Source organism: Collinsella sp. AF37-9 (assembly GCF_003475115.1).
GTDB lineage: Bacteria > Actinomycetota > Coriobacteriia > Coriobacteriales > Coriobacteriaceae > Collinsella.
In genome coordinates, this window is the sequence record NZ_QROQ01000008.1 from 1 (window position 1) to 23,581 (window position 23,581).

The window sequence follows — 23,581 nt, forward strand, 5'->3', positions numbered from 1 at the left end:
GCAAGGAGATATATTGCCAGACCGGAGGGGCGCCGGGGGCGGGAATCGCGCACTCCATATTTTATTCACAAATGAATAGAACCATCAGTTGCTTCACTGAGGCCGTATTCGAAGCAGCAGCTTCTGATATTGGCGATAACCGGCTGGTTTATAGGTGTTAAGGCATCGGTCATCTCTGGAGCGCCACTTTACTCCAAAAGCATCAGCGATTTGTTTCCCGTCGGTAAAAGGCAGGTTTTGTTCGCCAAGCGTTCTTATATATAGAGAAGTTCTGGTTCGAGCCCGTGCACCGGCAACAAAAATGCGACCAGCCGGAGCCGATCGCCTTCTGTTCTTTGCTGGAGCATCCAGAGGGTGCTTCCGAACTCATTTTCTCGCTGCCATTCATGCTTTCGAAGCATCGTTCGACCTCCGCAGCCTCATGTTTTGAGGATCTGCCGTGTTTATCACTGTTATTAATGAGTGTGTGGAAGTGATCCTCATACAGATACGTGCGATCCGCCAGAGAACTGAGAAGCATCTTTCTGCAGCCCTCGTTGTCTATCCTCGTATCTCACAGGTCTTCCGGAAATTCACAAGCAGTCTTAGGGTCAATTTGTTTCTGCTTTCAGAGACTTGTTTGAGAGTTTTTAAAGACAGTTCAAAACAGTAAGTGAGACACCATAAAGCAGAGCAAGATGAGCCGGATAGAAAATGTAGAAGAAATATTTGAGCTTCAGCCCTCGCTTGCCATTATAAAGATTGATAAGCAGCAACGAAACGACCGCGGCAGCAACATCAGGATTAAACATATTAGCTGTAGCAAACTCAAATCCGCCGCCAACTATATGGCATGACGAAAGGAGCACTGCGCATACTGCAGCAAAGAACATCTTGGCCTTGCTGTCGTGGAATAAATAGAATGCAGCCACAAGCAGAATGCCATACACACCGCCATCCAGTTTAGTGTACTCAGCTGCCAGTGCTGTCAAAACAATCAGAGCAGTTTCTGCGATGTACCTCTTCCATTTTGAAAGGCTTTGTATCTTTTCCAGAATTATCAAAAATACCAAGCAAAGCAGGAGCTCACACATAACATTTTGTTGCCGAAGGTCAAATAGTTGCCCGGTTTGAACGAAATCGTATATGGGCTCCGCAATGATTGCGAAGACAAGCATATTTCGCAGGTACCTCTTTATGTCATGAGTATGCAAAAATCCCTCAACTATCAAAAAGCAAAATAAGGGAAATGCAATTCTGCCAAGAACATGAAGCACATCCGAAGCCTCGCTTAGAATCGCCCACTGTTCGTCTGATATCTGATTGTACGATGCGTGAGTCATGATTCCATTGGTCAGGACGATCCTGCTTACATGATCGAGAACCATCGAGATGGCCGCTATTATCTTTAATGTGCTGCCGCTAATTCCGTATCTCTCTGTTTTCATTTCGTTTTCCTTTCTTTGGGTAGGCCGTCGGGGGTTCAGCCTGCTCCGCAGGCGGCTGCTGCGGCGCTCCGCGCCCCGACGGGTTCGAACCCATGTCGCGGCAACAAAAAAGCGGCCGGCATCCGCCAGTCGCTTTTCTATTCTATGGTGGGCCGTCAGGGGTTCGAACCCTGGACCTTGGGATTAAAAGTCCCCTGCTCTGCCAGCTGAGCTAACGGCCCGCGGGTGGCATTGTACCACGGTCTGGGACTATTCCCAACTCCATTGGCCGTTCTGGAAAATCACAACTTCACGTCCATCAGGCGTAATGCCCGTAATATCGATATCGTCCGTGCCGATCATAAAATCGACGTGCGTGCTCGAGACGTTAACGCCATGCTCCAGGAGCTCCTCCTTGGACATGTCATACCCACCCTCGATGCATTCGGGGAAACCGACACCCAGCGCGAGATGGCAGCTAGCGTTCTCATCATAGAGCGTGTCATAGAATAGAACGCCACTTTCACGGATCGGCGTATTCTTGGAGATAAGCGCGACCTCACCCAGATGAGCGGCACCTTCATCGGTGTCAATAATGCTCGCAAGCGTCGCCTTACCCACGCGGGCATCGTAGTCCACTACGCGGCCCGCCTCGAACTTAATCCAAAAATCGTCAACCTTGTTACCGTGGTGAATGAGCGGCATAGCCGAATACACGATACCGTCGGCACGCATACGATCAGGCGAGGTGAAGACTTCCTCAGTGGGAATGTTGGGGAAGAAGGGGTGCCCATCGGGCGTCTTGCCCTTGCCGCCGGCCCACTCGTGACCTTTCGTCATGCCAATCGTCAGATCGGTTCCATTTGCCGAGGTGTAATGCAGGTAGTCGAAACGATTGTCGTTCAGGAAACGCAGGTTCTTTTCGAATGCGGCGTCATGGAGTTCCCAGTCGCTCTCCGGGTCCTGGCCATCGGCGCGAGCGGTGTGCAGAATCGCATTCCACAGCTTATAGATTGCAACCTCATCGGCGTCTCCCGGGAACACCTCGCGCGCCCAGGCAACGACCGGCGCGCCGGCGATGCACCACGGGTTGATGTTGTAGTCCAGTCCGCGGCGGAAGACCTTGCACTGCGTGTTCCTTGCCTTAGAAGCTGCAGCAGGCTTAGCGGGATCGATGCCCTTAAGGGCGGCAGGGTCCGCACCATCGATAAAGATAAAGCAGGCACCATCCTGGGCCAGGGAATCAAGCTGCAGGCGCTTCCACTCGGGCGTCTGCTCAAAATAGCTTTTCTCGACATGCTCGTACGTGAGCCTCGTCACGGCGTCATCGGCCCAAATAACCGTCACGTGACCGGCACCGGAGGCATAGGCCTCCGCGACCACCACGCGCGCAAACGGCGCGCACTCGACCGGAGACTGAACGACAACCTCCTGGCCGGGCTTGACGTTTACGCCCTTGCGGACAACCAGGCGCGCATAGTTTTTAATCTTGGGCTCCAGGGCCTTCATGCCCTCCAGAGCCTCTTCGACCGTCAGGGCAGCTCGAATCATGTGCCACTCCATCTATCTATAGAACAGTAAAAAGCGCGCCGCAAAAACGACGCGCCTTATATCTTAGCGATAAATATGCATGCAAACGCTATTTCTTCTTGGAGTCCTTTTTGTCCTCCTCGGCAGCCGCGCGCTCAATAAGAGCGTTGAGCTTGTTCTCGGACATGCCCTCGGCCTGCGTGCGGTACATGTTGCGCAGGGGACGAATACGAACGAAGTCGTAAATAAAGTCACCCAAAATGACGACGTAGGACAAAACGATGCCGACCATCTGGACAGGGCTGGACACCATGCCAGCGGGAGCGAAGTACAGCGAAGCCCAAATGGCCACGACGAGCACCATGCCGATAGCGAGCACGGCCCACCAGATGCGGCGGCGCTTGGTGTAGTCCTCATCCTGCTTGAGAAGGATATTCGACACCGTGTAGATGCGATCCTCCTTGGCGCGCTGCTTAGCCTTGCGGGCGCGCTTCTCCTCTTTAGAGAGGCCCTCGAGGTTCTCGCCCTTCTCGAGCTCTTTGCGGCGTGCCTTAGACGAAGCCGGCACGACGCGGACAGAGCTCGCTGCCTGACGGGCGGGCTTGGCGGATGCGGCGGACTTGCGCGCAACCCCGGTAACCTCGTGGGATTGCGTGCGCTTGTTCGTGGCGCTACGGGTACTCACTTATGCGTTCTCCTTCATGCTTGTGAACTGGGAGCCCGTGATGATCTGGAAGGCCTCGCGATAGCGCTCGGACGTGCCATCGATGACCTCGGCGGGCAGGTGCGGGGTCTCCCCCGTCATATCCCAGTTGGCTTTGAGCCAATTGCGGACGAATTGCTTGTCGTAGCTGGGCTGAATCTTGCCCTCCTCGTAGCTGGCGGCAGGCCAGAAACGGCTGGAGTCAGGCGTGAGGCACTCGTCGATCAGCGTGACCTTGCCATCGATGACACCAAACTCGAACTTGGTGTCGGCAATGATGATGCCACGGGTCGCTGCATACTCGGCGGCAGCCTTGTAGATCTTGAGGGAAAGGTCGCGAATCTGCGTGGCGATGTCCTCGCCCACGATCTCGCAGCAACGCTCGAACGAGATGTTCTCGTCGTGGTCACCGATCTCGGCCTTCGTGGACGGCGTGAACAGCGGCTCGGGAAGCTTGGAAGCCTCGGTCAGGCCCTCAGGCAGCTGGATGCCGCAGACGGTGCCGTTCTCGTCGTAGGTCTTCTTGCCCGAACCGGTCAGATAGCCGCGGACGATGCACTCGATAGGAATCGTCTGGGCCTTTTTAACCAGCATGGCGCGGCCAGCGAGGTAGTCACGATACTCGGCAAACTCCTCGGGGAAATCCGCCGGGTCGATGGAAACGAGATGGTTGGGGACGATGTCGGCAAACTTATCAAACCAGAATGCCGAGATGCGGTTGAGCACCTCTCCCTTAAACGGAATCTCGTCGGGAAGAATGAAGTCGAACGCAGAAATGCGGTCGGTGGCGACCATCAGCAGGTTTTCACCGGCATCGTAGATATCACGAACCTTGCCACGGGAATCCGGACGACGCTCCATCGTTGTCACGTGAGTCACTCCTTACCAAAATACGACAGTAATGCGGGTTCTTTCCCGCACGTTTTCGCAAACTCGGAGCGGCAGGGACGAAACCCCTCCTTCACCGAATAGCGAAAAGCTAGTGCTCCATTGTAGTAGATGCCGCGTCCGCCGTGTGCTCGCGAGGCAGATGAATCGTAAAAGTCGTACCCTTTCCAAGCTCCGACTCCACGGAAATGTAGCCATGATGTCGCTCGACGATCTGTTTAGTCACGGCGAGGCCCACGCCCAGGCCACCCGCCTCGCGGGCGCGACTGGCGTCGGCACGCCAAAAACGACCAAAGATGCGCGACAGATCGTCCTTGGCAATACCGATGCCGGTATCCGAAACGGCAATACTGACATGCTTGCGGTCACTGAGCACCGACACCACGACCCAACCGCCCTCGGGGGTGTAGCGCATGGCGTTGCTCATGAGATTGATGACGCACTGCGTGATCATGTCGGGATCGGCCTCGACGGCATCGTCGTGACCCTGGGTTTCATCTGCAAAGCGCAAGCGCAGATCGCGGTCAACAAACAGGCGCTCCTGAGCGTTGACGATGGAACGCACGAAGGGAACCATGTCCACCGGCTCAAGGTTGAGCGGCGCTGTGCTGTTTTCCATGCGCGATAGATCGAGCATCTGCTGCACCAGACGGGCCAGGCGACGTGTCTCGGATGCAACGGTTTCCAGATGCTCGTCGTCGGTGGGATACACCCCATCCTGCATGGCTTCGACTGTCGCGAGCATGGCCATAAGCGGAGTACGAAGTTCGTGAGCCACGTCTGAGGTCAGGCGCTTCTCGTGTTTCATATCCTTCTCGAGCGAAGTGGCCATCTCATCGAAGGTCTCACCCAGCTGATCAATCTCGTCATCGCCGCGCAAACCAGTACGAGCGGACAGATCGCCATCGCGAATTTGCTTGGCCGTGCTCGTAATACGATGAATCGGCTTGGTGAGCATGCGCGACACGAGCGATCCGATAACGACCGAAATGCAGATTGCAACAACCGCGGCGAGGGCCATGGCGTTAAAGGTCTTCTCCCTAAATGCAGAATCCGCCTTGGTGAGCAAGGCATCGGAGCCGATGGCCCATAGCTTTACCTGTCCGACATGCTCGCCCGAAGACGTTATGATTTCGACGTTGGCAACGCTATCGGAGTCGGTTGGAGCAGACGAGACCGGGCTATGCGATGCTTTTTTACCGCTCGAGCTGCTCGACGCCGATTCGCTCTCGCGCACATCGGCGGTCGCGCTTGCCGAAGGCCATGAGTCGTCATAGACGACAACGCCTTTCTTGTTGACGACCTGCATACTCAGGTCGTCGGATACCAAACTCGATGTCGCGACCGTGCGCAGCTCGCCCGCAGTCCAGTTGCCGTTTTCCTCATACGACGTCGCAAGCTTTTCGGCAGCGGAATTGGCGATCTCGACGATATTGGAGCGCGTGTAATCCGAAAAGACCGTGCCCCACACAACAGAGACCACGCCCACCAGCACCAATACCGTCATGAGCGATGTCAGAGCAAAAGCAAGTGCCATGCGCGAGGGGTAGCTCATCGTTGGCCGTGAATCGGAGCGAGGCGTGTTCCAACTAGCCTTGGAACCCGCCTCGCTCTCCTGCTTGTGCTTTTGTCCGATTTCAAAGCGCGCAGGTGTCATATGTGATTTCCCTATTTCTCGTCCGACTTATCGGTCTTGGCCGGAGCCTCGAAGCGATAGCCGACACCGTGGACGGTGTAGAGCCACTTGGGCTTCTTGGGATCATCGCCCAGCTTGGCGCGAAGGTTCTTCACGTGGCTATCGATGGTGCGCTCATAGCCCTCAAAGTCGTAGCCGAGCACCTTCTCGACCAGCTCCATGCGGTTGTAGACGCGACCGGGGTGACGGGCAAGCGTGGTGAGCAGCTTAAACTCGGAAGCCGTCAGGTCGACTTCCTTGCCCTCGACCAAAATCTTGTGGCCCGAGATATCGATGACCAGATCGCCGAAGTCGAGTACCTCGACGGCTGGCTCGTCGGCCTGATGGGCACGGCGGAACAGAGCGCGAACGCGCGCGACAAGCTCGCGCGGCGAGAACGGCTTAATCAGATAGTCGTCGGCGCCGAGCTCAAGACCGATAATACGGTCCTCGATCTCGCCCTTGGCAGTCAGCATGATGATGGGGACATCCGAGGTATCGCGAATGGTGCGGCAAACGCGCTCGCCGGGGATCTTGGGGAGCATAAGGTCGAGCACGACCAGGTCAAACTGATGCTTCTCGAACTCCTCGATCGCGGACTGGCCGTCGCCGACACCCACAACCCAGTAGCCTTCGCGCTCGAGATAGGCAGCGACGGCGTCACGGATTGCCTTCTCATCCTCGACCAGCAGAATCTTTTTTGCATCTGAAGCCATAACACGGCCCCCCTGTCTCAATCAGCTAAGAACAAGCCCATTTTAACGCACCTGAGCCCGCCGGATGCCACTATGACGCGGCAGCTCGGCGGGCGGTACTCACAATTACAACGCGTTTATTCCCCTGTTGGCGCCTTTTTAACCCCTCTAAGCTTAAAGAGAGAATAGGCGTGCGGTGACCGTCTCGGGTATACCCTGGCTGTTGCGCACCGTGGCGTACGTAAGGAATGAGTCCGATTTTCCCGCCGTAGCTGGATAATCGCCATATTCCAAAGCGCGGTCGGGCGACAGTAGCGAGCCATAGGTCTTGGCAGAAGTGTCGATGAGAAAATGCGATGACTGTACCTTAACGAGATATTTATTCTTCTTGCCGGCAGCACATGCGAGCGGCTCGCGGGACAGGAAGAGGTACGGCCCTCCCTCATTACCGATATACGTGCCCATGTTGCCCAGGCTGCCCACGCCACTATAGGTCGCCTCGATAGAAAACACGAAGGTATCGCCCATATATACGGCCTCGAAAGGCGAGACTGACGAGGGAAGGACTAGCTGGGCACGTTTGGTGTTGTTGCCATCGGTCAGATCGATTGCCGTTATGCCGTAGTAGACGCCCTCGTCGTTGCGGACACGCGGCGAGATGGTCAAAATGCCGTCGCTCACGCGCGGGGCCGACGCAAAGCGGCCCGTCGATTTCCAAATTGTCTCGGCCTTGGATTCATCAAGCGAGCGACGATAGCAAAACGAATCACTACTCGTTTTATTGCCGCCTGCCGAAGGCATTTTATACCAGATGGCTGATGACCCGAACGCCGTAAACAGCGGCGGATCGTAGTCCTTGCCACCTCGATCGAGCTCAACCACGTCGCCAGAGAGCGAAGCGCCCGACAGATTTTGAGCGTAGAGCTTCCACGATGAACTGGCAAAGTTCATCTCAACCCACGCAAACACGCCGTCGCCGGCACGGACATCGTAAAAAGCATATCCCGTGCCCTCGATAGGATTCTCAATTAATGTGGTAAGCGAGCCATCGCCCAGGTTGAGCACACCGAGTGTGTTGGCGTGCAGTGCCGATGCGGGCGCCATCATTGCCGCAGCATAGTCACCATCGCAGTAGTACAGCAACGTGCCCAGCGGCAGCGTCCACGATGCCGCCGGCTCAAGATCGATGTCAACTGCCTCGTACTCATCAGTGATCGAGACAATCTTCGAATCGTCCTTGATAACCTGCGGCTCGCCGGCGGCATCATCACTGGTGCCTGTTTTTTTCGAACATCCGGCAAGCACCGTGGCAGCGCCCGCGGCAGCTCCACCGAGCACAAAGCCGCGACGCGATATTCCGTTCTTGATGTGGTCGGCGATACCCATTAGGCGATCTCGGCGCGAGCGGCCTCGATAGCGCGCGTAAGCTGATCGGCGCAAGAGGTCTTCTTCATGCCGCAGGTATTGCCGGCAAGAACCTCGATCACACGGTCAGCAGGAGCGCCCTCGACCAGTTTGGAGATGGCCTTGAGGTTGCCATCGCAGCCGCCGGTAAACTCAACGCCCAGCACCTTGCTGCCATCGTCAGAGAGATTGAGGTGAATATTGCGAGAGCATACACCCTGCGGCTTGTAATCAAACGAAATCATGCGATCCCCTCTCAGAATGTTATTCGAGACGACTATTATCCCCGTCTTTCCCTAAATGCAACGAGGCGCTTTGCCGGCAACACACATTACCAGCAAAGCGCCCTAAAAAGCTAACGTTATGCCCGAACCTACTCGAAGCTCAGCTGCTCCAGACGATCAAAGACCGTGTCGATACGGGTGAGGAAGTCCCACGGATCAAAGATCTCGTCGAGCTTCTCCTGGCTGACGGTGCAGCGCGGGTCGGCCTCGAGACGCTCCTTAAAGGTGGGGCCGGAGACACAATCCTGCACCTCGTGCCAGGTTGCCATGGCGTTCTCCTGCACAATGGCGTACGCGTCCTCGCGGGTGATGCCCGTGTCGACGAGGGCCAGCAGCACCTTGGAGGAGAAGATGAGGCCGCGGGTCTTATTGAGGTTGGCCAGCATGCGGGCAGGGTACAGCTGCAGGCCGTCGATAACGCGGATGAGGCACTGGAACATGTGGTCGAGGGCGATGAAGCTGTCGGCCTGGGCGACACGCTCGGCAGAGGAGTGCGAAATGTCACGCTCGTGCCACAGGGCGACGTTATCGAAGGCAACCTGGGCGTTGGACTTCACGACGCGCGACAGACCGCAGACCTTCTCCATGGTGATCGGGTTGCGCTTGTGCGGCATGGCGGAGCTGCCCTTTTGACCCTTGCGGAACGGCTCCTCGGCCTCGAGCGTATCGGTCTTCTGCAGATTGCGAACCTCGGTAGCGATGCGCTCGCAGGTGGCCGCGGTGGTGGCGAGAACGCCGGCGAGATAGGCGTGATGGTCGCGGCTGATAACCTGCGTGGACAGCGGGTCGTGAACCAGACCCAGGTGCTCGCAGACATACTCCTCGACAAACGGTTCGATGGAGCTGTACGTGCCAACAGCGCCCGAGATGGCACCGAAGGCAACATTCTTGCGGGCGTCCTCAAGACGATCCAGATCGCGCTTGAGTTCCCAGGCCCAAGAGCCGAACTTCATGCCGAAGGTCATCGGCTCGGCGTGGATGCCATGAGTGCGGCCGGCACAGAGCGTGTTGCGCTCCTCAAAGGCGCGACGCTTGCAAATCTCGCCGAGCTTCTTGACGTCCTCGATGATCAGGTCGCAGGCCTGGGTGAGCTGGTAGCACAGAGCCGTGTCGCCCAGATCGGAGCTGGTCATGCCATAGTGAACCCAGCGGCTGGGCTTGGGGTCGCCCTCGGGAACATCGGCGTCGATGTACTCCTTCATGTTGGTCAGGAAGGCGATGACGTCGTGGCGCGTGACCTCCTCGATCTCGTCGACCTTTGCCTTCTCAAAGTTGGCATGGTCGCGAATCCACTGGGCTTCGTCTTTAGAAATGCCGATCTTGCCGAGCTCCGCCTGGGCCTCACAGGCCAGGACCTCGATCTCCTGCCAAATGGCGTACTTGTTCTCGAGGGAGAAGATGTGTCCCATCTCCGGGCGGGTATAGCGATCGATCATAGCGGCTCCTTTTTGGTTATTGGCACGTTGGTCGTAACCCAACCATTGTACCGTGCGCAGGTGCAAGTATGGGCAGCAGGCATTAACCTAACATTTTGGAATTGGAGCGGGCAACGGGACGTCCGCGTATTTGCTTCGCAAATCCGTACCGGCTTCAGGCGCCTGCCGGCGCCTTCGCCTGCTCGCTACAAACGCTTCGCGTTTGTTTTACGCTCGCACCCTGGCGGGTTCGAGTCCCGGCGCTTTATTGAAAAAAGCACGGCACCGGAACGGTGTCGTGCTTTTACTTTTTCTGGAGCGGGCAACGGGACTCGAACCCGCGAGTGTCAGCTTGGGAAGCTGATGCCTTACCACTTGGCGATGCCCGCTTGTGTGTTGGCTAGTATAACGCGGTTGTCTTGTTCGATACAAGGGTGGCGATGCTTGTTTTAGCTGTGGAGATTCGTTTGAAAATCGCATCAATTGTGGAGACGAGGACCTTTGGCCTCCTGTTCTCCTTATCTTCTACCTGCGCTTTTGCCTGATTGTTGTATTTGAGCTCAATTTGTCAGGAATTGGGCAAGCTTTTGGTCAGGCTCCGGTACTTACCCGCATGAACCTCGGGGGTAGTCTCATCCTACGCGTCGCAACCTCCCCATGCGGCGCACGAGGGATAAGGAGCAGCCATGTCCAACGCACCCACGCACTCTGTCCACAGCGCAATCGCAACAGGTCCGCTGCTCCTGCTCCTCTTCCTGCTTTTCGGCTGTCTGGCACCGGGAGCCGCATTTGCCGTCGATGGCTACGACCAGCTCGGCTTCCGCACTATTAGCGATGATTGTGGGCCCTTCTTCATCGGCAAGTATGAAGCTCAAGACGCCTCGATTGCCTACTGCATGAACCAGGAGCGCCCCGGCCCCACCAAGCCGGGCGGCCCATGGCTCAACTTTGATCAAGGCTGGGTGTGGCTCGACGACGAGTTCGCGGCAATCGTTTGTCACGGATATCCTACCGCCACGTCGTTTGGCGGTTACCATCTTTCACCCGATCGCGCCCGCGCCGCCACCCAGCTTGCCGTATGGATGCTCAACGGCACTACCCATGTCGACGGCACCTACTCCTACACAACCGCTCAGGGCAAAACCAAGAGCGGGCACTTTACCGCCGACAATGAAGTCGTGGCGGCTGCGCGGTGGCTCCACGACAGCGCAAAATCAGGAAGCATCAAAGCCGCTCCGCACCGCGCGCGGCGCTATATAGGAACCGTATCGGGCGGCAGCAAACGTCAAGACATGCTCTATGTACTGCCGGCAGTCTCTGTTTCCTTCCAAAAGCAGTCTGCAAACGCTGCCATTACCAGCGGAAACAATACTTATCAGTTTGACGGGGCAACATTCGATGTTTTTGAGAGCGCCAGCGGCGCGCGTGTCGGCACCGTCCAGATGGACAGCAACGGTCGAGCGCAGGCAACACTCCTACCCAACACGGCATACTACCTAGTTGAGACAACAGCGCCAGCTGGTTATATCCCCCTGCACGATCGCATTGCCTTTACCACGACGAATAACGGCGGATACGTCACCATTGATGAACAACCCGGCACCATTACCTTGCGCATTGTAAAGCTCGACGCCGCAACGAATGCAGGCCCCCAAGTTGGAGCTTCGCTCGCAGGAGCAGAATTCGTGTGCGTATCGCAATCAACCCCTGGATGGACACAAACTCTCAGGACCGATGAAAGCGGTCGAGCTACCCTCACCGATGTCCCCCTGGGAACCTTTACCATCTATGAATCGAAGGCGCCCGAGGGCTATTTGCCCTCCGGTGACAGTTGGTCTTACACCGTTGGAGCCGACCAACTCGGCGATTCAGGCGTGGTCGAGATCGAATCTCGCGTTTCCAATATCCCCATTGCGTTTGACCTTGAGATTTCCAAATTCAAGGACTACGGCAATAGCGATCAATCCGGCCTGGAGCAGCCGGCAGGAGATGTTGTCTTTGAGGTTGTCAGTAACAGCTCTCAGCAGGTTGTTGGCACACTGACTACAAACATCTATGGCTTTGCCTCCACCAAAGACCAGCCCGAAGCATGGTTCGGCACAGGCAAGCGACCAGCCGGTGTCCACGGAGCCGTCCCATACGACCGCGCCGGCTACACGGTTCGTGAGGTTCCGGAAACCGTCCCCGAGGGTTTTAAACGTGCGGGGGAATGGACCGTCGAGGCCAATCAGATTTCCGACGGCGCCGAGCTTCAATATATCGTGGACAACCACGCTCTGTCGACGCATCTCCAAATTGTAAAACGCGATGCCCAAACAGGCGCTTCTGTTCCACTAGCCGGATTCACCTTCCAACTCCTCGACAGCAATCACAAACCTGTCTCACAAACATGCTGGTATCCAGCACATAACGTAATGGACACCTTTACGACTGACGCGACCGGCACCGTCACACTGCCCGAATCGCTCGTGCCGGGCACCTATTATGTACGCGAAACCTCGGCCAAAGAGCCCTATCTTGTCGGCGGAGAGATCGAGGTAAACATACCCGCCGATATAAACCTAACGCCCGTTGCAATCGTCTCGTATTATGACCACGCCGCGACCGGAAACATCAGGATCGTTAAAACCGATGCCGTAGACGGCAGCAGCCTCGCGGGCGCCATCTTTGAGATCCGTGCCTCAGGTGATATCGTGTGCCCCGACGGTAGCATTGCCGCGCTCGACGGCGAGGCTGTCGCTACCGTCACGACGGATGAAACTGGAGAAGCACGCGCGGACGACCTCCCGCTGGGATCTGGCACCGCACGCTACGAGGTTGTCGAGACTCAAGCGCCGACCGGCTTCTTGCTCGACCGGACGCATCATATCGTCGACCTTACCTATGCCGACCAGAAAACACCCGTTGTGGAAGCACGGCTTAACGTATCCGACGATTACACCAAGGTTGATATCTCCAAGGTCGATGCAAGCGGAGAGCAGGAAGTGAAAGGCGCACAGCTCACCTTATATGGTCCCGATAAAACCGAAATAGACTCCTGGACCTCATCCGACAAGCCGCACCGCATCGAACATCTTGCACCCGGCACCTACTCGTTGCGCGAAACGATGTCTCCGCGGACCCATGACCTTGCCGAGGAGATAACGTTTGAAATAAAGGATACGGGAGAAGTCCAATCCGTCGCGATGAAGGATGCGCCCATCGAGATCAAAGGACAGGTCGACAAGCGTCAGGAACTTGTCCAACCTATCGGGAAGGGTCTGTTGGCTAACGGCGATGGAAAAAACCGCGCCGCGATGCAAACCAATACGGATGGGCTTTTCTCCTATACCATCGATGCTCGAAACGATTCCGCTACTTGGGTTGATGAGTTTACGATTACCGATGATCTTGAGTGCGCCAAAGACGGCACGGCGAGATTCGTCTCAATCGAAACCCCCGTCGCCATCGGCGACCTCAACGGTCTGTGCAACGTGTGGTATCGCACGACGCCGTTGGACTCGACAGACGTCGATGAGCCGGCAAACGCGACTCTTGGCGATGGGCACGAAAATCCTTGGCTTGAGTCCGACGAAGTAAAAGAGAGTCTGGGTGAAGATTGCCGCCTCGTCGATTACGACGGCTGGCACCTCTGGAAGGCGGATGTCTCGACCACGGAATCCGCCACACTCGAGGCGAAAGAACTCGACCTTGCATCCAATACCGTCGTGACGGGCATTCGCATTGAATACGGTGCGGTAGCCGCCGACTTTACGACTCGAAGCGATACGGATTCTTGGACCCGTGATGATCTCAAAGATGAGCACGACGACCTTGACGATGCCAAAGCAATCCTTGGCACAGATGCTCGGGGCGCAGTCGTGCACATGCAGGCAACGTCGGCTTACACACCCCAAACTGCACTCACCAACAGCGCACGCGTCGATCTTTGCCGCAACGGCGGCGGCGATAAACTTGAGTCACATGACGAGGACAGTGTCATTCAACGCTGTACCCTACCGCAGGACCTACCGGCAACAGGATCAGCTCCCATCGCCGCTTGCATCACCGCGCTCCTGACCTCGGGTGCCGCAGCCCTATGGTTCGCTCGCCTTAGGTCAATCCCAAAGAAGCGCTAGAGCGATGAAAAAGCGGGCGAGCCAGTCCCCCGGCTCGCCCGCTTTCAATCATTTAAATCGCCGCATCTACTCTGCAGACGAAGATCCACCATCAACGATTGCTTGCTCGGACTCAGGAATCCCATCGGCACCCGTGCTCTGTTCTTGCTCCACCTCTTCGCTGATTGCGGAGGCGGGGGTCGAGCCCTTCGCGCCCACGATGTAGGCAGCTCCAAACCCTAACGCAATGGCAATCAAGGTCAAAATCACGTAGACAGGCCAATGGCGCTTAATATACGAAAACACGTTGACTCCTTAGAGCTCCGTCTACGAACGGCGGATAACCTCGGTCACGACCTCGGATACCGTGGCAATGTTCGTCGGGTTGACATTGTGGGGCAGGTCGTCCTCGGTACGAGCGCAAGCCAGACGCGTGCCGTCCACGCCGGCGATGGTGAGGGCTCGGCGGCTCGCCTCGAGGGCGGCGTAGGCATCGGTCTTGGCATAGGGCATCTCGAGCGCGCCACAATCGACATGGAACGACTTGCACACCTTGCTGACCAGGTTCATGATGCGGCGATCGCCCTTGAGCAGCTGCTGTTCGCCCTCAACCGTCACCACCGAAAGCCTACCGGCGCCGACGGATTCAAGATTGATGAAGAAGACGCCGCGGAGCTTATCGCGATGCGAAGCCAAGAAGGCCTTCATACCGGCGCCATCACAATCCGAGGCGCCCGTTGCCACAAACCAGATATCGTGACCGAGCAGCTCATCGTCGCCCATAGAGGCGACAGCCGAGAGCATATCTTCGGAAGAAGCGCCGTCGGAAGACGTAGCGCCGCCCTTCCAGCCATCGTTATCGTCCTCGAAATTATCCCACGAACCGATGCCGCGACCGGACTTCTTGGCATCGTAATCGTCTTCGACGCCCAGCCAATCACTCATGCTGTCCTGTTCGTTTTTCTTTTTACGACCGAACAGGCCGCCCAGGCCGCGCTTGCGAGACTTGGGCGTCGCCGGGGCGGGAGCCGAAATGGTCTCGATCGGCTGAGCGCCCGACGCAACGGGCCTAGGAGGCGCAACGGGTGCCGATGTTGGTTCGGGACCCTGAGCGGTAGCAAAGGGGTCGTTGACCTGTGCGGAGGGGTCGGGAAGGTCGAACAGCGACGTGCGAGACGCAACGTTTGCCTGCTTCATCGACGGCAGCGACGGATCGGGGACCGAAGCCAGCGGAGACGAGGAAGGTGCAGGCGACGGAGCCGACGCCGGATCGGGAACATTCACCTGCGGACGCGGTGATGCCTGGGAGGAAATCTGGGCCATAAGGGAATCGACCGTTTCGTCCTGGGTGGGAGCAACATCGGCAACCGTGGCACCGGAACCACTCGGGGTCGGCATGGTGAAAATCTGCGTGGAGTAAGGCCTCGACTCATCTGTCTCGGGAGCCTCGGAAACCGCAGGCACTTCCTCCTGCTCGACCTCGGTCGAATCACCTTGATCGGCTGCCGCGTATTGCTCTTCGTCACAGTTGACCTCGACGGGCTCGTGCCCGGCGGCATCTTGGATTTCGGCAGCATCAATAGGCTCGTCATCGTCTGCCGCGTCGCCCTGCTCATCGGAAACAGGAAGGGGCTCGGCAATCGCGGTGCCTTGCTTTTCAAACGTTATCGTGGAATCGAACTGCGCGGCATCAAACGACATGGTGCTATCGACGTGCTGCTGAGCCTCAAAGGACGTTGTAGCTTCGGCGGCGTCGACAGGCACGGACTGCATAGCCTCGTTCTGCTCGAACTCTTGCGCCGCGCGCTCACGTGCCGCCTCGGCTGCCTGCTGCTGAGCGATAGCCTCCTGCTCGGCAGCCTCGCGTGCGGCAACGCGCTTCCCCTCGAAATCGTCGACAAATTTCCTGCCCTTTGCAAGCGCACCCTTAAAGAAGTTGGAAGCGCTGGCGCCAATCGAAGAGAACGCGGATGCAATATCGGCATGGGGCGTTGCCGCGGGAATCTCGGCCGAGAAATCAGTATCGCTCTCGTAAGACACGCGCCTCGGCTGTTCAGCGTAATCGTCGTCAGGCTCGTCCCTAACGTCTTGCGCCGGCGCGGCGGGAGCCAAAATGTCCAGTCCTGCCGCGGGATCGATCGCGGACACCGCCTCGGGCTCGGCAACGGCAGCGGCAACCGCGGCAGACTCATCATCCACGGCGACAACGGGCGCAGATGCAGTCACGACGGGGGCAGGCTCGGGCTCAAACGTCGGCTCCTCGCCTTCCTCGTAATCGAGCGTGCAGGACTCGGGAAGCATTCCGAGTGCACGGATGGCATCCGAACCAAAGCGGATGTTGCCGGCGGCATTGCGATAGAGCCTGGGCTCGGGCTCGGCCGCGACAGGCTCCTCCGCCGGCTCGGCAGTGGGAACCTCGTCATTGAACTCTTCGGCCTGGACAGCCTGATTCTGATCCTCGGGCACGATGGCGCCAATCAGCGTCTCGTCGGCAGACGCACCCTCAAAGCCCTCGATCTGCTCGTCGAAAGCCTCGCCCTGTTCGGGCTCGGTCTGAGCGTCGGGAGCAATCGGCTGACCGAACTCGTCCTCGGCGTAGGTAGGCTCTTCATACTCGATGGTGTTGCCGTAGTCGTTTTGCTGTTGGGCCGCGGCATACTCCGCTGCTGCGCGCGCCATCTCCTCGGCACGACGCTTCTGCTCCCCAAAATAGGTATCGAACGGAACATCGTCGGGAAACTCGTTTTCGCCCTGGAAGGGAGCAACGTTGTCCATAACGCCGAGCATAGCGGCGACAGAAGACTTGTTGCACACTGCGCCGGACGTATAGGGAAGCACAAAACGGTTAGAAATGATGTTTGCCGCGTTGGCGAGCGCAACGAGGGAAGCGAGGATCGCGACAATCCACAGCAGAACCTTGAGCGCGCCGGGGAGCGGCAGGATACGCAAGATGGCAACGGCAGCAGGGGCAACCGTGGCAACGGGCAACAGCTTGGCGATGAGCGCACGATACGAAGCATAGGGCTCGCGGGCGAGCAGCTCAGCACGGGGAGAGTCGTAGTGTGCGACAACGACCACCGGGCGGTTGCGCGGAGACGCGAGCGGGCCCGAGGCCTTGTGGTAGGCGATGACATTTTGGCTCACGCCCGTCTTGCCCAGGCGCGAAACCACGGGGTGGCCCGTGCGCTCGAGCACGTAAAGAACGGCGCCGACAATGGCCAGCAAGGTGCCGACCAAGCCGATGCCGCCACCGATGCCCATCAGCAGGGCGCCAGCAAACGCAAGAATACCGGTAACGGCAAATGCCAACCTGCTGGGCGCCGGGGCATTGAACTCCTGAACCTCGGGATCAAAGCCGTGGTTGCGGAAGATCTGAGCGATATCCTCGGCAGCCAAGCGCTCTTCTTCGCTGCATGCCGGCGTGATGCCGGTGTTCTGCAGCAGGTGGTTAATATAGTTCTGGGTGTTCGCCATGTGCGCTCCACATCCATAATCCGACAAATAGGCCCAATGCATGCACATTAGAACCGTATATAGTCGAAAGTATACCCCGAGCGAGCGCAAACGACCGAATTCGGGCCATCTTAACGCCCCGAGCGGACAAGGATATAGCCTAATCTCCATATCGGACTAAAATCATGGCAGCAAACCACCTTCTCATGCGAGGACTCTATGACGGCAAGCGACGCGACCGCGACAATTAAAAAGGGGAATTCGGAGCCCAGTTTCGATAAAACGACTCAGCGCATCCTCAATCTTTTCTTTGTGCTCAACAGCTCCCCCGAACCGCTGACGACCGAGCAGATCGTCTTGGATTCTGACCTGGGATATGGCTCGGGCAATATCGACTCGGATAAGCGCAAGTTTCGGCGCGATCGTGACAAACTGCTCGAACGCGGCATCTTAATCAAGGAGGTTCGCCCCGCCGGCGCGCAGGAGACCGAGGAAAGCTCATGGACAATCGACCGCGAGCACACGTTTGCGGCAGGCGGCCTCATCACCGCAGACGACGCCGATATCCTGCTCAACGCTATCGACCAGACAATAGCGGCCGGCTCATCCACTTTTGCCGCGCCGCTTGCCGATATTCGTTCCAAGATTGCCTACCTCACCGGCAGGACGACGGCGGACGAAGCACCGATCCGCCGCTCTCCCACCGTCGATGCGGTATGGAGCGCCTTTGCCGAGCGATGCGCGCTGCGATTTTTATATCAGAACGGACGCGGTGAGCAGAAAGAGCGTACCGTCTGCGTCTACGGCATGTTCGAGCGCGAGGGCGTTGCGTACTTCTGCGGCCTCGACAATGCCACCGACGACATCAGGACATTCCGCTGCGACCGTATCGTTCGCGCTTGGCGTCCTTCGAAGGCCTACGCCATCCCTGCAGACTTCAATCTCAACGACTACCTGTTCTTTGAATTCGATTTTGCCGACCGCCCGCCCGTTGCGGCTACGTTCTCGTTCGCCCCGCAGACGCAGATCGATATGATCAACGGCCTCACGCGCGGGCGAGGTGAGCTCGCACACACCGATTCGGGATGGACTTGGACCGTTGACGTGCGCGATCTTGAAGCCGCCGCCTCATTTTGCATGGCCCACGCCATGGACGGCATGAGGCCCATGGCCCCCAAATCGCTCAAGCAGGCGTGGAACCACCTCATTGAAAGGACGGTGCACGAGCATGCCCGTGCGTAAACTCACCAGCGAGCAGAGGCTCTCGCGCGCCATCGACATCATGGAGGCCCTCTACGCCGCCGGCGAGAGCGGCATGACACGAACCGAGATTTGCAGTCGCTTTGACATCACGGGGGCGTCGCTCGACGAGATTCTCGAGATCGTCTCGACGCTCGCGGACCGAGAATCGGGTGCGCGTATCATCTGCGAATGCCACGGCGAGCGCGTGGTCCTCACCGGTGACGCCGGGCGTGTACTACCGCTGCGCCTGAGTGCCGCCGAGGGCGCTGTGCTCAACCACGAACTTGAATCGTTGGGGATCGAGCCCCAGGCGGCGGCTCGAATTCGACATGCTCTTCTACCCGAAGAGCTCGGCTATAACCAGCACGTCTTTGACACCGTCAACCACGGGTCGCACTGGCAGCAGCTGAGCTGCGCCATTCAGGACGGCGTTCGCTGTCGTATCTCGTATCGCTCGATGGACGATGCGCGGCCACGCGAGCGTCTGGTCGACCCCTTGCGCATTACAGCAAACGGCGACCAAACATATCTGATTGCCTGGGACATCGCGGTCGATGAGCAGCGCACCTATCGCATGGATAAAATCGAGGGACTCGCCTTGACGGAAGACTCCGTCGTGCCTCACGCACCGGACGTTGCATCCCTCCACGATTCCCTTGCCCGGACGCAGCGTAGCGCAAAGCTCTTGATGCCATTCGATATGGCGGAGCATCTGGACTGGGCCGGCATCACCCTTATCGAACGCAGCGGGACAGACATGGCAACGGTAACCGTACATTACGGCTCCGAGCGTTGGCTGCTGAGCCAGATAATCGCAGCGGGCGGAGCCATCCGCATCTTGGATGACCCCGCCCTGTCAAAGCGTCTGTGCGATATGGCAAAAACCCTCGTCTGTCCGCTTTAGCGCCGCCGCTCGTGGCGTGCACGCCACAGCTGTAGATAGTGCCCGATCTGCGCCGATTCGATGCGCTGGTAGGAGCTCGTGGGCAGCGACGTTAAGAACTTCTTGCCATAGCCCTTCGTCACCAGGCGAGGATCCGCCAAGATCAGCACACCGCTATCGGTCGACGAGCGAATCAAACGCCCCGCGGCCTGCTTAACCTCGAGCACCGCCTCGGGCAGCGAATAGCGCGCCCATGCGCGGTCTTCGCGCAGGTTGCGCTCGCACGAGAGCGGGTCCGTGGGGCTCGAGAACGGCAACTTGGGAATGATGACGCAGCGCAGCGTCTCGCCGCTGGCATCAAACCCCTCCCAGAAGGCCTTGAGCGCAAAAAGCGACGAGGTCGGTTCGTTGATAAACCGGTCGCGCAGGCGACGAGGAGATGAGTTGCGCTGCTGGCAGTTGAGCTCCAGACCCGCACGGGCCATCTTGGGCTCAACGCGGGCGTATAGGTCCTCCATGTCGCGCCGATTGGTGAACAACGTGAGCACCGATCCGCCCATGGCAAGATGGGCGTCGACCAGTACGCGCTCGAGCGCCGTAAGATAGCTCTCACGATCGCGCGGATCGGGGATATCGCCCGCAACGACTACAGCCATGTTCGAATCGAAGTCGTAGCTCGAATCCAAGTGCAGCGATGACGACGTTGAAGCACCGATGCGATCAAGGCCGACCGCATGGTTAAAGTGCTCAAAGCTTTTGGACACCGTCATGGTCGCCGAGGCAAAGATAGCCGTGTGAACCTCGGGCAGCCACTCGGTTGCCAAGGCCTCGCCAATGTCGATGCGCTCTGCGGTCATTGACTCTCCGCCGGCACGCAGCCTGCGATTGACCTGCAGCGAATACACGTAGTGTTCATCGGTACCATCAATGATGAGTTTTAGGTTCTCGGCCAGCTCGTGCAGGCGGCGCGAGATATCACCCAGGTCGACAACAACCTCTGGCTTGTCGGCGGCGACGGCTTGCACCAGCGCGTCGACGCTCTTGTCAGCTTGTTCCAATGCGTCGATGCCAGTGTAGGCCGACTGTAAGAAATCATGCCAGTCGTCAGATTCGCGCAGCTCGGGGCCAATCCATAGATTGGCATTGTCATAGCCCCCACGGGCACGGCGACCGAGCTCGCGAACGCCATCGAACACGCCGGCGATCGCCATGCTCGCGCGCGCAACCGTCGACGTCGCCTTGGCGGTAAGGCCCAGATAGAGCGTAGAGCCCTCGGAGGTTGCCAAATCACGGGAAACCTGGCTTAGCGCGCCGGTGCTCGAGCCACCCAGACGCTCAAACAGAACGCGTGATTCGTCCGCCGACACCACACGCGCCCACTGACGGCGCGCCTCGCACTCGATGGAATGGGCCTCGTCGATTACCCAATGACGAATCGGCGGCAAAATCCTGCCCTCGGCCGCGACGTTGCGGAACAGCAGGGAATGGTTGGTGACCACCACATCGGCATGCGCCGCACGACGGCGAGCGCCGTGGACCAAACATTTATCAGGGAAAAACGGGCAGAGGCGACGAGCACACTCGCGCGAGGCCGTCGTAAAGTCGGGACGGTTGACGCTGCGCCACCGAATGCCGAGCGAGTCGAGGTCGCCATCGGCTGATTGGCAGACGTACGCCATAATGACCGCGACCGCCGTGAGCGTGTCCGCCGGATCGCGCTTGGTGGTAATCTCGACCTGGCCGCGGCTCATGCGCTCAAGCTTGCGCAGGCACGGATAGTGGTCATACCCCTTGAGCGCGCAAAATGACAGACCACCGTCCAGTTGCTCGGCAAGTTTTGGCAGCTCATGGTACATGAGCTGGTCGGCAAGATTGTTCGATTTGGTCGCAATACCAACCGTGATGTTGTTACGGCGCGCTGCCTCGGCAAAAGGCACCAGATAGGCCATCGATTTGCCGACGCCTGTGCCTGCCTCAATTACTCGATGAGTGCCCGTGACCAGCGCATCGCGGACCTCGAGCGCCATCGCGATCTGCTCATCACGCGACTCGTAGGTGGGATACATGCGATTGACTAGGCCACCTGGCGCATAGTCTGCCTCAATCTCCTCACGACTCGGCATCTTGAGAACCGGCAGTTCATCGGCGTCCACCCGATCGTCGGCGCGATCGGCCTTGAGAACGTCAGCACGAGCGGCGCTGAGAGAGAAGATAGAACCAGGGTTCTGCCCTGCCAAGAATGAGAAGATAGGACGATAGGACCAAGGCACGTCCGGATGCATGTCGGCTAGGCGCGCCATGAGGCCCTGGGGCAAGTCGGTGAGCGCCACGAGCAACACGCGCCATACGCCACACAGGGCGTCGACGTCGGCATTGGCACGGTGTGATACCGAGTCGCAGCCAAACAGATCGGCCATAAAAGACAGCTTGTGCGAGGCCAGGCGCGGAAGCGCGATGCGCGACAGCGCCAACGAATCGATCCAAATATCGCTCACATTGACGCCGCCTTTGACAGACTCGATAAACGAGCGGTCGAACGTGGCGTTATGTGCGATCACCGGGCAACCACCGACAAAATCGGCGAGAGCGGCGACGGCCTCAACGGCCGACGGGGCATCTGCCACATCGGCATTTGTAATGCTCGTGAGCTCGGTAATCTCGGCGGGAATCAGCTGCTTGGGATGCACGAAGGTATCGAAGCGGTCGACGATCTCGCGGCCCGAAAGACGGGCCGCCGAGATCTCGATCAGCTCATTGTCCTGCACCGAAAGACCCGTGGTCTCGGTATCGAGGACAATCACATCTTCCTCGATAAGACCGAAGGACTGCGTTTTGGCGCGGTCGGCAAGCGTGGCATAGGAGTCGATGACAAACTGCGGCGTTCCTGACGAAACCGCGTCCTCGATTAGCATGCAATGCCCGCTCGACGAAGGCCCATACGGATCAGGCTGTCACAGACCTGCGGGAACGTCATGTCGTCGGTGTGGCGGATCTCATCTGGATACAGCGACGTATCGGTCATGCCGGGAATGGTATTGGTCTCGAGGATAACGGGGCCGTCCTCGCTCACAATAAAGTCGCTGCGCGAGATACCCAGGCAACCGAGGGCCTTGTGAGCGGCACAGGCAAGTTCCTGAGCGCGAGCGTAATTCTCGGGTGAAATCTGCGCCGGAATGCGATGGATATCCGTAGGGTCGACATACTTCACGTCCAGATCGTAGAACTCGCAGTCCTCGGGCTTACGAATCTCGACAATCGGCAGGGCGCGTACGTCATCTTCGCCGTATACGCCGACGGTGATCTCGGTACCCTCGATGCACTTCTCGACCAGCACTTTGTCGCCGTACTCAAACGCCTTGGCGATTGCCGCGGGCAGCTCGGAGGGCTCATGGACCAGGGAAATGCCATAGCTGGAACCGTTGACGGCCGGCTTCACAAAGCAGCGCTCGCCACAAACCTCGACGATATGATCGATATCGACTTCATCGCCCACCTCGAGCGCAAGGCCGGGGGCAATGGGAATGCCCGCCTTGGCGTATAGGAGCTTAGAGACCTCCTTGTCGGCACCGCAGGCGCTGGCAAGTACGCCCGAGGCCGTGTAGGGGATACCCAGGGTCTCCATGGCACCCTGCATGGCGCCATCCTCACCGCCGGCGCCGTGCATGGCGATAAATGCCACATCGAATCCGCCGGTCGCCATGGTTACCATAAAGTCATCAGCGGCCGTGTCAAGCAGCTCCACCGAGGTGTAGCCGGCTTCCTTCAGTGCCACCACAACGTTCTTTCCCGAATCGAGCGAGATCTCGCGCTCGGCGGAATGACCGCCCGCCAAGACCGCTACGTGCATGTTCTCTAGGCTTTTACCCGGCATGGGCAGACTCCTCCTCTATAATTTCTGCAGCTGAT

At 58.2% G+C, this 23,581-nt stretch carries 16 protein-coding genes and 2 tRNA genes; 3 read left to right on the plus strand and 15 right to left on the minus strand.

Annotated features, from left to right (window positions below):
• Positions 1-629: 629 nt before the first annotated feature.
• The 11 genes from DW024_RS03875 to DW024_RS03925 form a co-directional block, all read right to left on the minus strand.
• Positions 630-1,427: a TraX family protein gene (locus tag DW024_RS03875; RefSeq protein ID WP_118377024.1), complete on the minus strand. Its 798-nt coding sequence runs from the start codon at positions 1,425-1,427 to the stop codon at positions 630-632.
• Positions 1,428-1,572: 145 nt separating this feature from the next.
• A tRNA-Lys gene (locus DW024_RS03880) sits at positions 1,573-1,648 on the minus strand.
• Positions 1,649-1,676: 28 nt separating this feature from the next.
• Positions 1,677-2,957 (minus strand): aminopeptidase, encoded by a 1,281-nt coding sequence (locus DW024_RS03885; RefSeq protein ID WP_118377025.1) that lies wholly within the window; start codon positions 2,955-2,957, stop codon positions 1,677-1,679.
• An 88-nt stretch (positions 2,958-3,045) separates the two neighbouring features.
• On the minus strand, positions 3,046-3,621 hold the full coding sequence (locus DW024_RS03890; protein ID WP_118377026.1) for a hypothetical protein: 576 nt from the start codon (positions 3,619-3,621) through the stop codon (positions 3,046-3,048).
• A complete protein-coding gene (locus DW024_RS03895) occupies positions 3,622-4,500 on the minus strand; it encodes a phosphoribosylaminoimidazolesuccinocarboxamide synthase (protein ID WP_035136481.1) in 879 nt (292 codons plus the stop codon).
• A gap of 118 nt (positions 4,501-4,618) precedes the next feature.
• Positions 4,619-6,184 (minus strand): cell wall metabolism sensor histidine kinase WalK, encoded by a 1,566-nt coding sequence (locus DW024_RS03900; RefSeq protein WP_118377027.1) that lies wholly within the window; start codon positions 6,182-6,184, stop codon positions 4,619-4,621.
• 11 nt (positions 6,185-6,195) lie between these two features.
• Positions 6,196-6,918, minus strand: coding sequence for a response regulator transcription factor (locus DW024_RS03905; protein ID WP_006236208.1), 723 nt, complete (start codon positions 6,916-6,918; stop codon positions 6,196-6,198).
• A gap of 153 nt (positions 6,919-7,071) precedes the next feature.
• A complete protein-coding gene (locus DW024_RS03910) occupies positions 7,072-8,283 on the minus strand; it encodes a twin-arginine translocation signal domain-containing protein (RefSeq protein ID WP_118377028.1) in 1,212 nt (403 codons plus the stop codon).
• Positions 8,283-8,546 carry a TIGR03905 family TSCPD domain-containing protein gene (locus DW024_RS03915; RefSeq protein ID WP_089572560.1) on the minus strand — a complete coding sequence of 88 codons (264 nt, stop codon included), beginning with the start codon at positions 8,544-8,546 and terminating at the stop codon, positions 8,283-8,285. The genes DW024_RS03910 and DW024_RS03915 overlap by 1 nt, the downstream gene beginning before the upstream one ends.
• Positions 8,547-8,674: 128 nt before the next feature.
• Positions 8,675-10,021, minus strand: a complete 1,347-nt coding sequence (gene purB, locus DW024_RS03920) for an adenylosuccinate lyase (RefSeq protein WP_118377029.1) — start codon at positions 10,019-10,021, stop codon at positions 8,675-8,677.
• Between the two features lie 293 nt (positions 10,022-10,314).
• A tRNA-Gly gene (locus DW024_RS03925) sits at positions 10,315-10,389 on the minus strand.
• 297 nt (positions 10,390-10,686) lie between these two features.
• Here DW024_RS03925 and DW024_RS03930 point away from each other — a divergent pair.
• Positions 10,687-14,118 (plus strand): SpaA isopeptide-forming pilin-related protein, encoded by a 3,432-nt coding sequence (locus DW024_RS03930; RefSeq protein WP_117655800.1) that lies wholly within the window; start codon positions 10,687-10,689, stop codon positions 14,116-14,118.
• A 66-nt stretch (positions 14,119-14,184) separates the two neighbouring features.
• Here the strand turns inward: DW024_RS03930 and DW024_RS03935 are convergent, their stop codons facing one another.
• Positions 14,185-14,403, minus strand: coding sequence for a hypothetical protein (locus tag DW024_RS03935; RefSeq protein WP_022094153.1), 219 nt, complete (start codon positions 14,401-14,403; stop codon positions 14,185-14,187).
• 21 nt (positions 14,404-14,424) lie between these two features.
• A complete protein-coding gene (locus DW024_RS03940) occupies positions 14,425-17,571 on the minus strand; it encodes a hypothetical protein (protein WP_117862713.1) in 3,147 nt (1,048 codons plus the stop codon).
• 198 nt (positions 17,572-17,769) lie between these two features.
• On the opposite strand from DW024_RS03940, the gene DW024_RS03945 reads away from it, so the two are divergent.
• Positions 17,770-18,792: a YafY family protein gene (locus tag DW024_RS03945; protein ID WP_118377030.1), complete on the plus strand. Its 1,023-nt coding sequence runs from the start codon at positions 17,770-17,772 to the stop codon at positions 18,790-18,792.
• Positions 18,779-19,696, plus strand: a complete 918-nt coding sequence (locus DW024_RS03950; RefSeq protein WP_117716220.1) for a YafY family protein — start codon at positions 18,779-18,781, stop codon at positions 19,694-19,696. The genes DW024_RS03945 and DW024_RS03950 overlap by 14 nt, the downstream gene beginning before the upstream one ends.
• Here the strand turns inward: DW024_RS03950 and DW024_RS03955 are convergent.
• Both DW024_RS03955 and DW024_RS03960 read right to left on the minus strand, forming a co-directional pair.
• Positions 19,693-22,587, minus strand: coding sequence for a helicase C-terminal domain-containing protein (locus tag DW024_RS03955; protein WP_118377031.1), 2,895 nt, complete (start codon positions 22,585-22,587; stop codon positions 19,693-19,695). The genes DW024_RS03950 and DW024_RS03955 overlap by 4 nt on opposite strands.
• Positions 22,581-23,546, minus strand: coding sequence for a D-alanine--D-alanine ligase (locus tag DW024_RS03960; protein ID WP_117637917.1), 966 nt, complete (start codon positions 23,544-23,546; stop codon positions 22,581-22,583). Before DW024_RS03960 ends, DW024_RS03955 begins: the two co-directional genes overlap by 7 nt.
• Between the last annotated feature and the right edge of the window lie 35 nt (positions 23,547-23,581).

What these genes read in the sequence shown, in the direction of transcription:
- DW024_RS03895 (WP_035136481.1), bottom strand. Translation starts at nt 4,500, where the DNA reads ATGGAGCGTCGTCCGGATTCCCGTGGCAAGGTTCGTGATATCTACGAT.
- DW024_RS03945 (WP_118377030.1), top strand. Translation starts at nt 17,770, where the DNA reads ATGACGGCAAGCGACGCGACCGCGACAATTAAAAAGGGGAATTCGGAG.
- DW024_RS03885 (WP_118377025.1), bottom strand. Translation starts at nt 2,957, where the DNA reads ATGATTCGAGCTGCCCTGACGGTCGAAGAGGCTCTGGAGGGCATGAAG.
- DW024_RS03875 (WP_118377024.1), bottom strand. Translation starts at nt 1,427, where the DNA reads ATGAAAACAGAGAGATACGGAATTAGCGGCAGCACATTAAAGATAATA.
- DW024_RS03940 (WP_117862713.1), bottom strand. Translation starts at nt 17,571, where the DNA reads ATGGCGAACACCCAGAACTATATTAACCACCTGCTGCAGAACACCGGC.
- DW024_RS03910 (WP_118377028.1), bottom strand. Translation starts at nt 8,283, where the DNA reads ATGGGTATCGCCGACCACATCAAGAACGGAATATCGCGTCGCGGCTTT.
- DW024_RS03960 (WP_117637917.1), bottom strand. Translation starts at nt 23,546, where the DNA reads ATGCCGGGTAAAAGCCTAGAGAACATGCACGTAGCGGTCTTGGCGGGC.
- DW024_RS03930 (WP_117655800.1), top strand. Translation starts at nt 10,687, where the DNA reads ATGTCCAACGCACCCACGCACTCTGTCCACAGCGCAATCGCAACAGGT.
- purB (WP_118377029.1), bottom strand. Translation starts at nt 10,021, where the DNA reads ATGATCGATCGCTATACCCGCCCGGAGATGGGACACATCTTCTCCCTC.
- DW024_RS03905 (WP_006236208.1), bottom strand. Translation starts at nt 6,918, where the DNA reads ATGGCTTCAGATGCAAAAAAGATTCTGCTGGTCGAGGATGAGAAGGCA.
- DW024_RS03950 (WP_117716220.1), top strand. Translation starts at nt 18,779, where the DNA reads ATGCCCGTGCGTAAACTCACCAGCGAGCAGAGGCTCTCGCGCGCCATC.
- DW024_RS03955 (WP_118377031.1), bottom strand. Translation starts at nt 22,587, where the DNA reads ATGCTAATCGAGGACGCGGTTTCGTCAGGAACGCCGCAGTTTGTCATC.
- DW024_RS03915 (WP_089572560.1), bottom strand. Translation starts at nt 8,546, where the DNA reads ATGATTTCGTTTGATTACAAGCCGCAGGGTGTATGCTCTCGCAATATT.
- DW024_RS03900 (WP_118377027.1), bottom strand. Translation starts at nt 6,184, where the DNA reads ATGACACCTGCGCGCTTTGAAATCGGACAAAAGCACAAGCAGGAGAGC.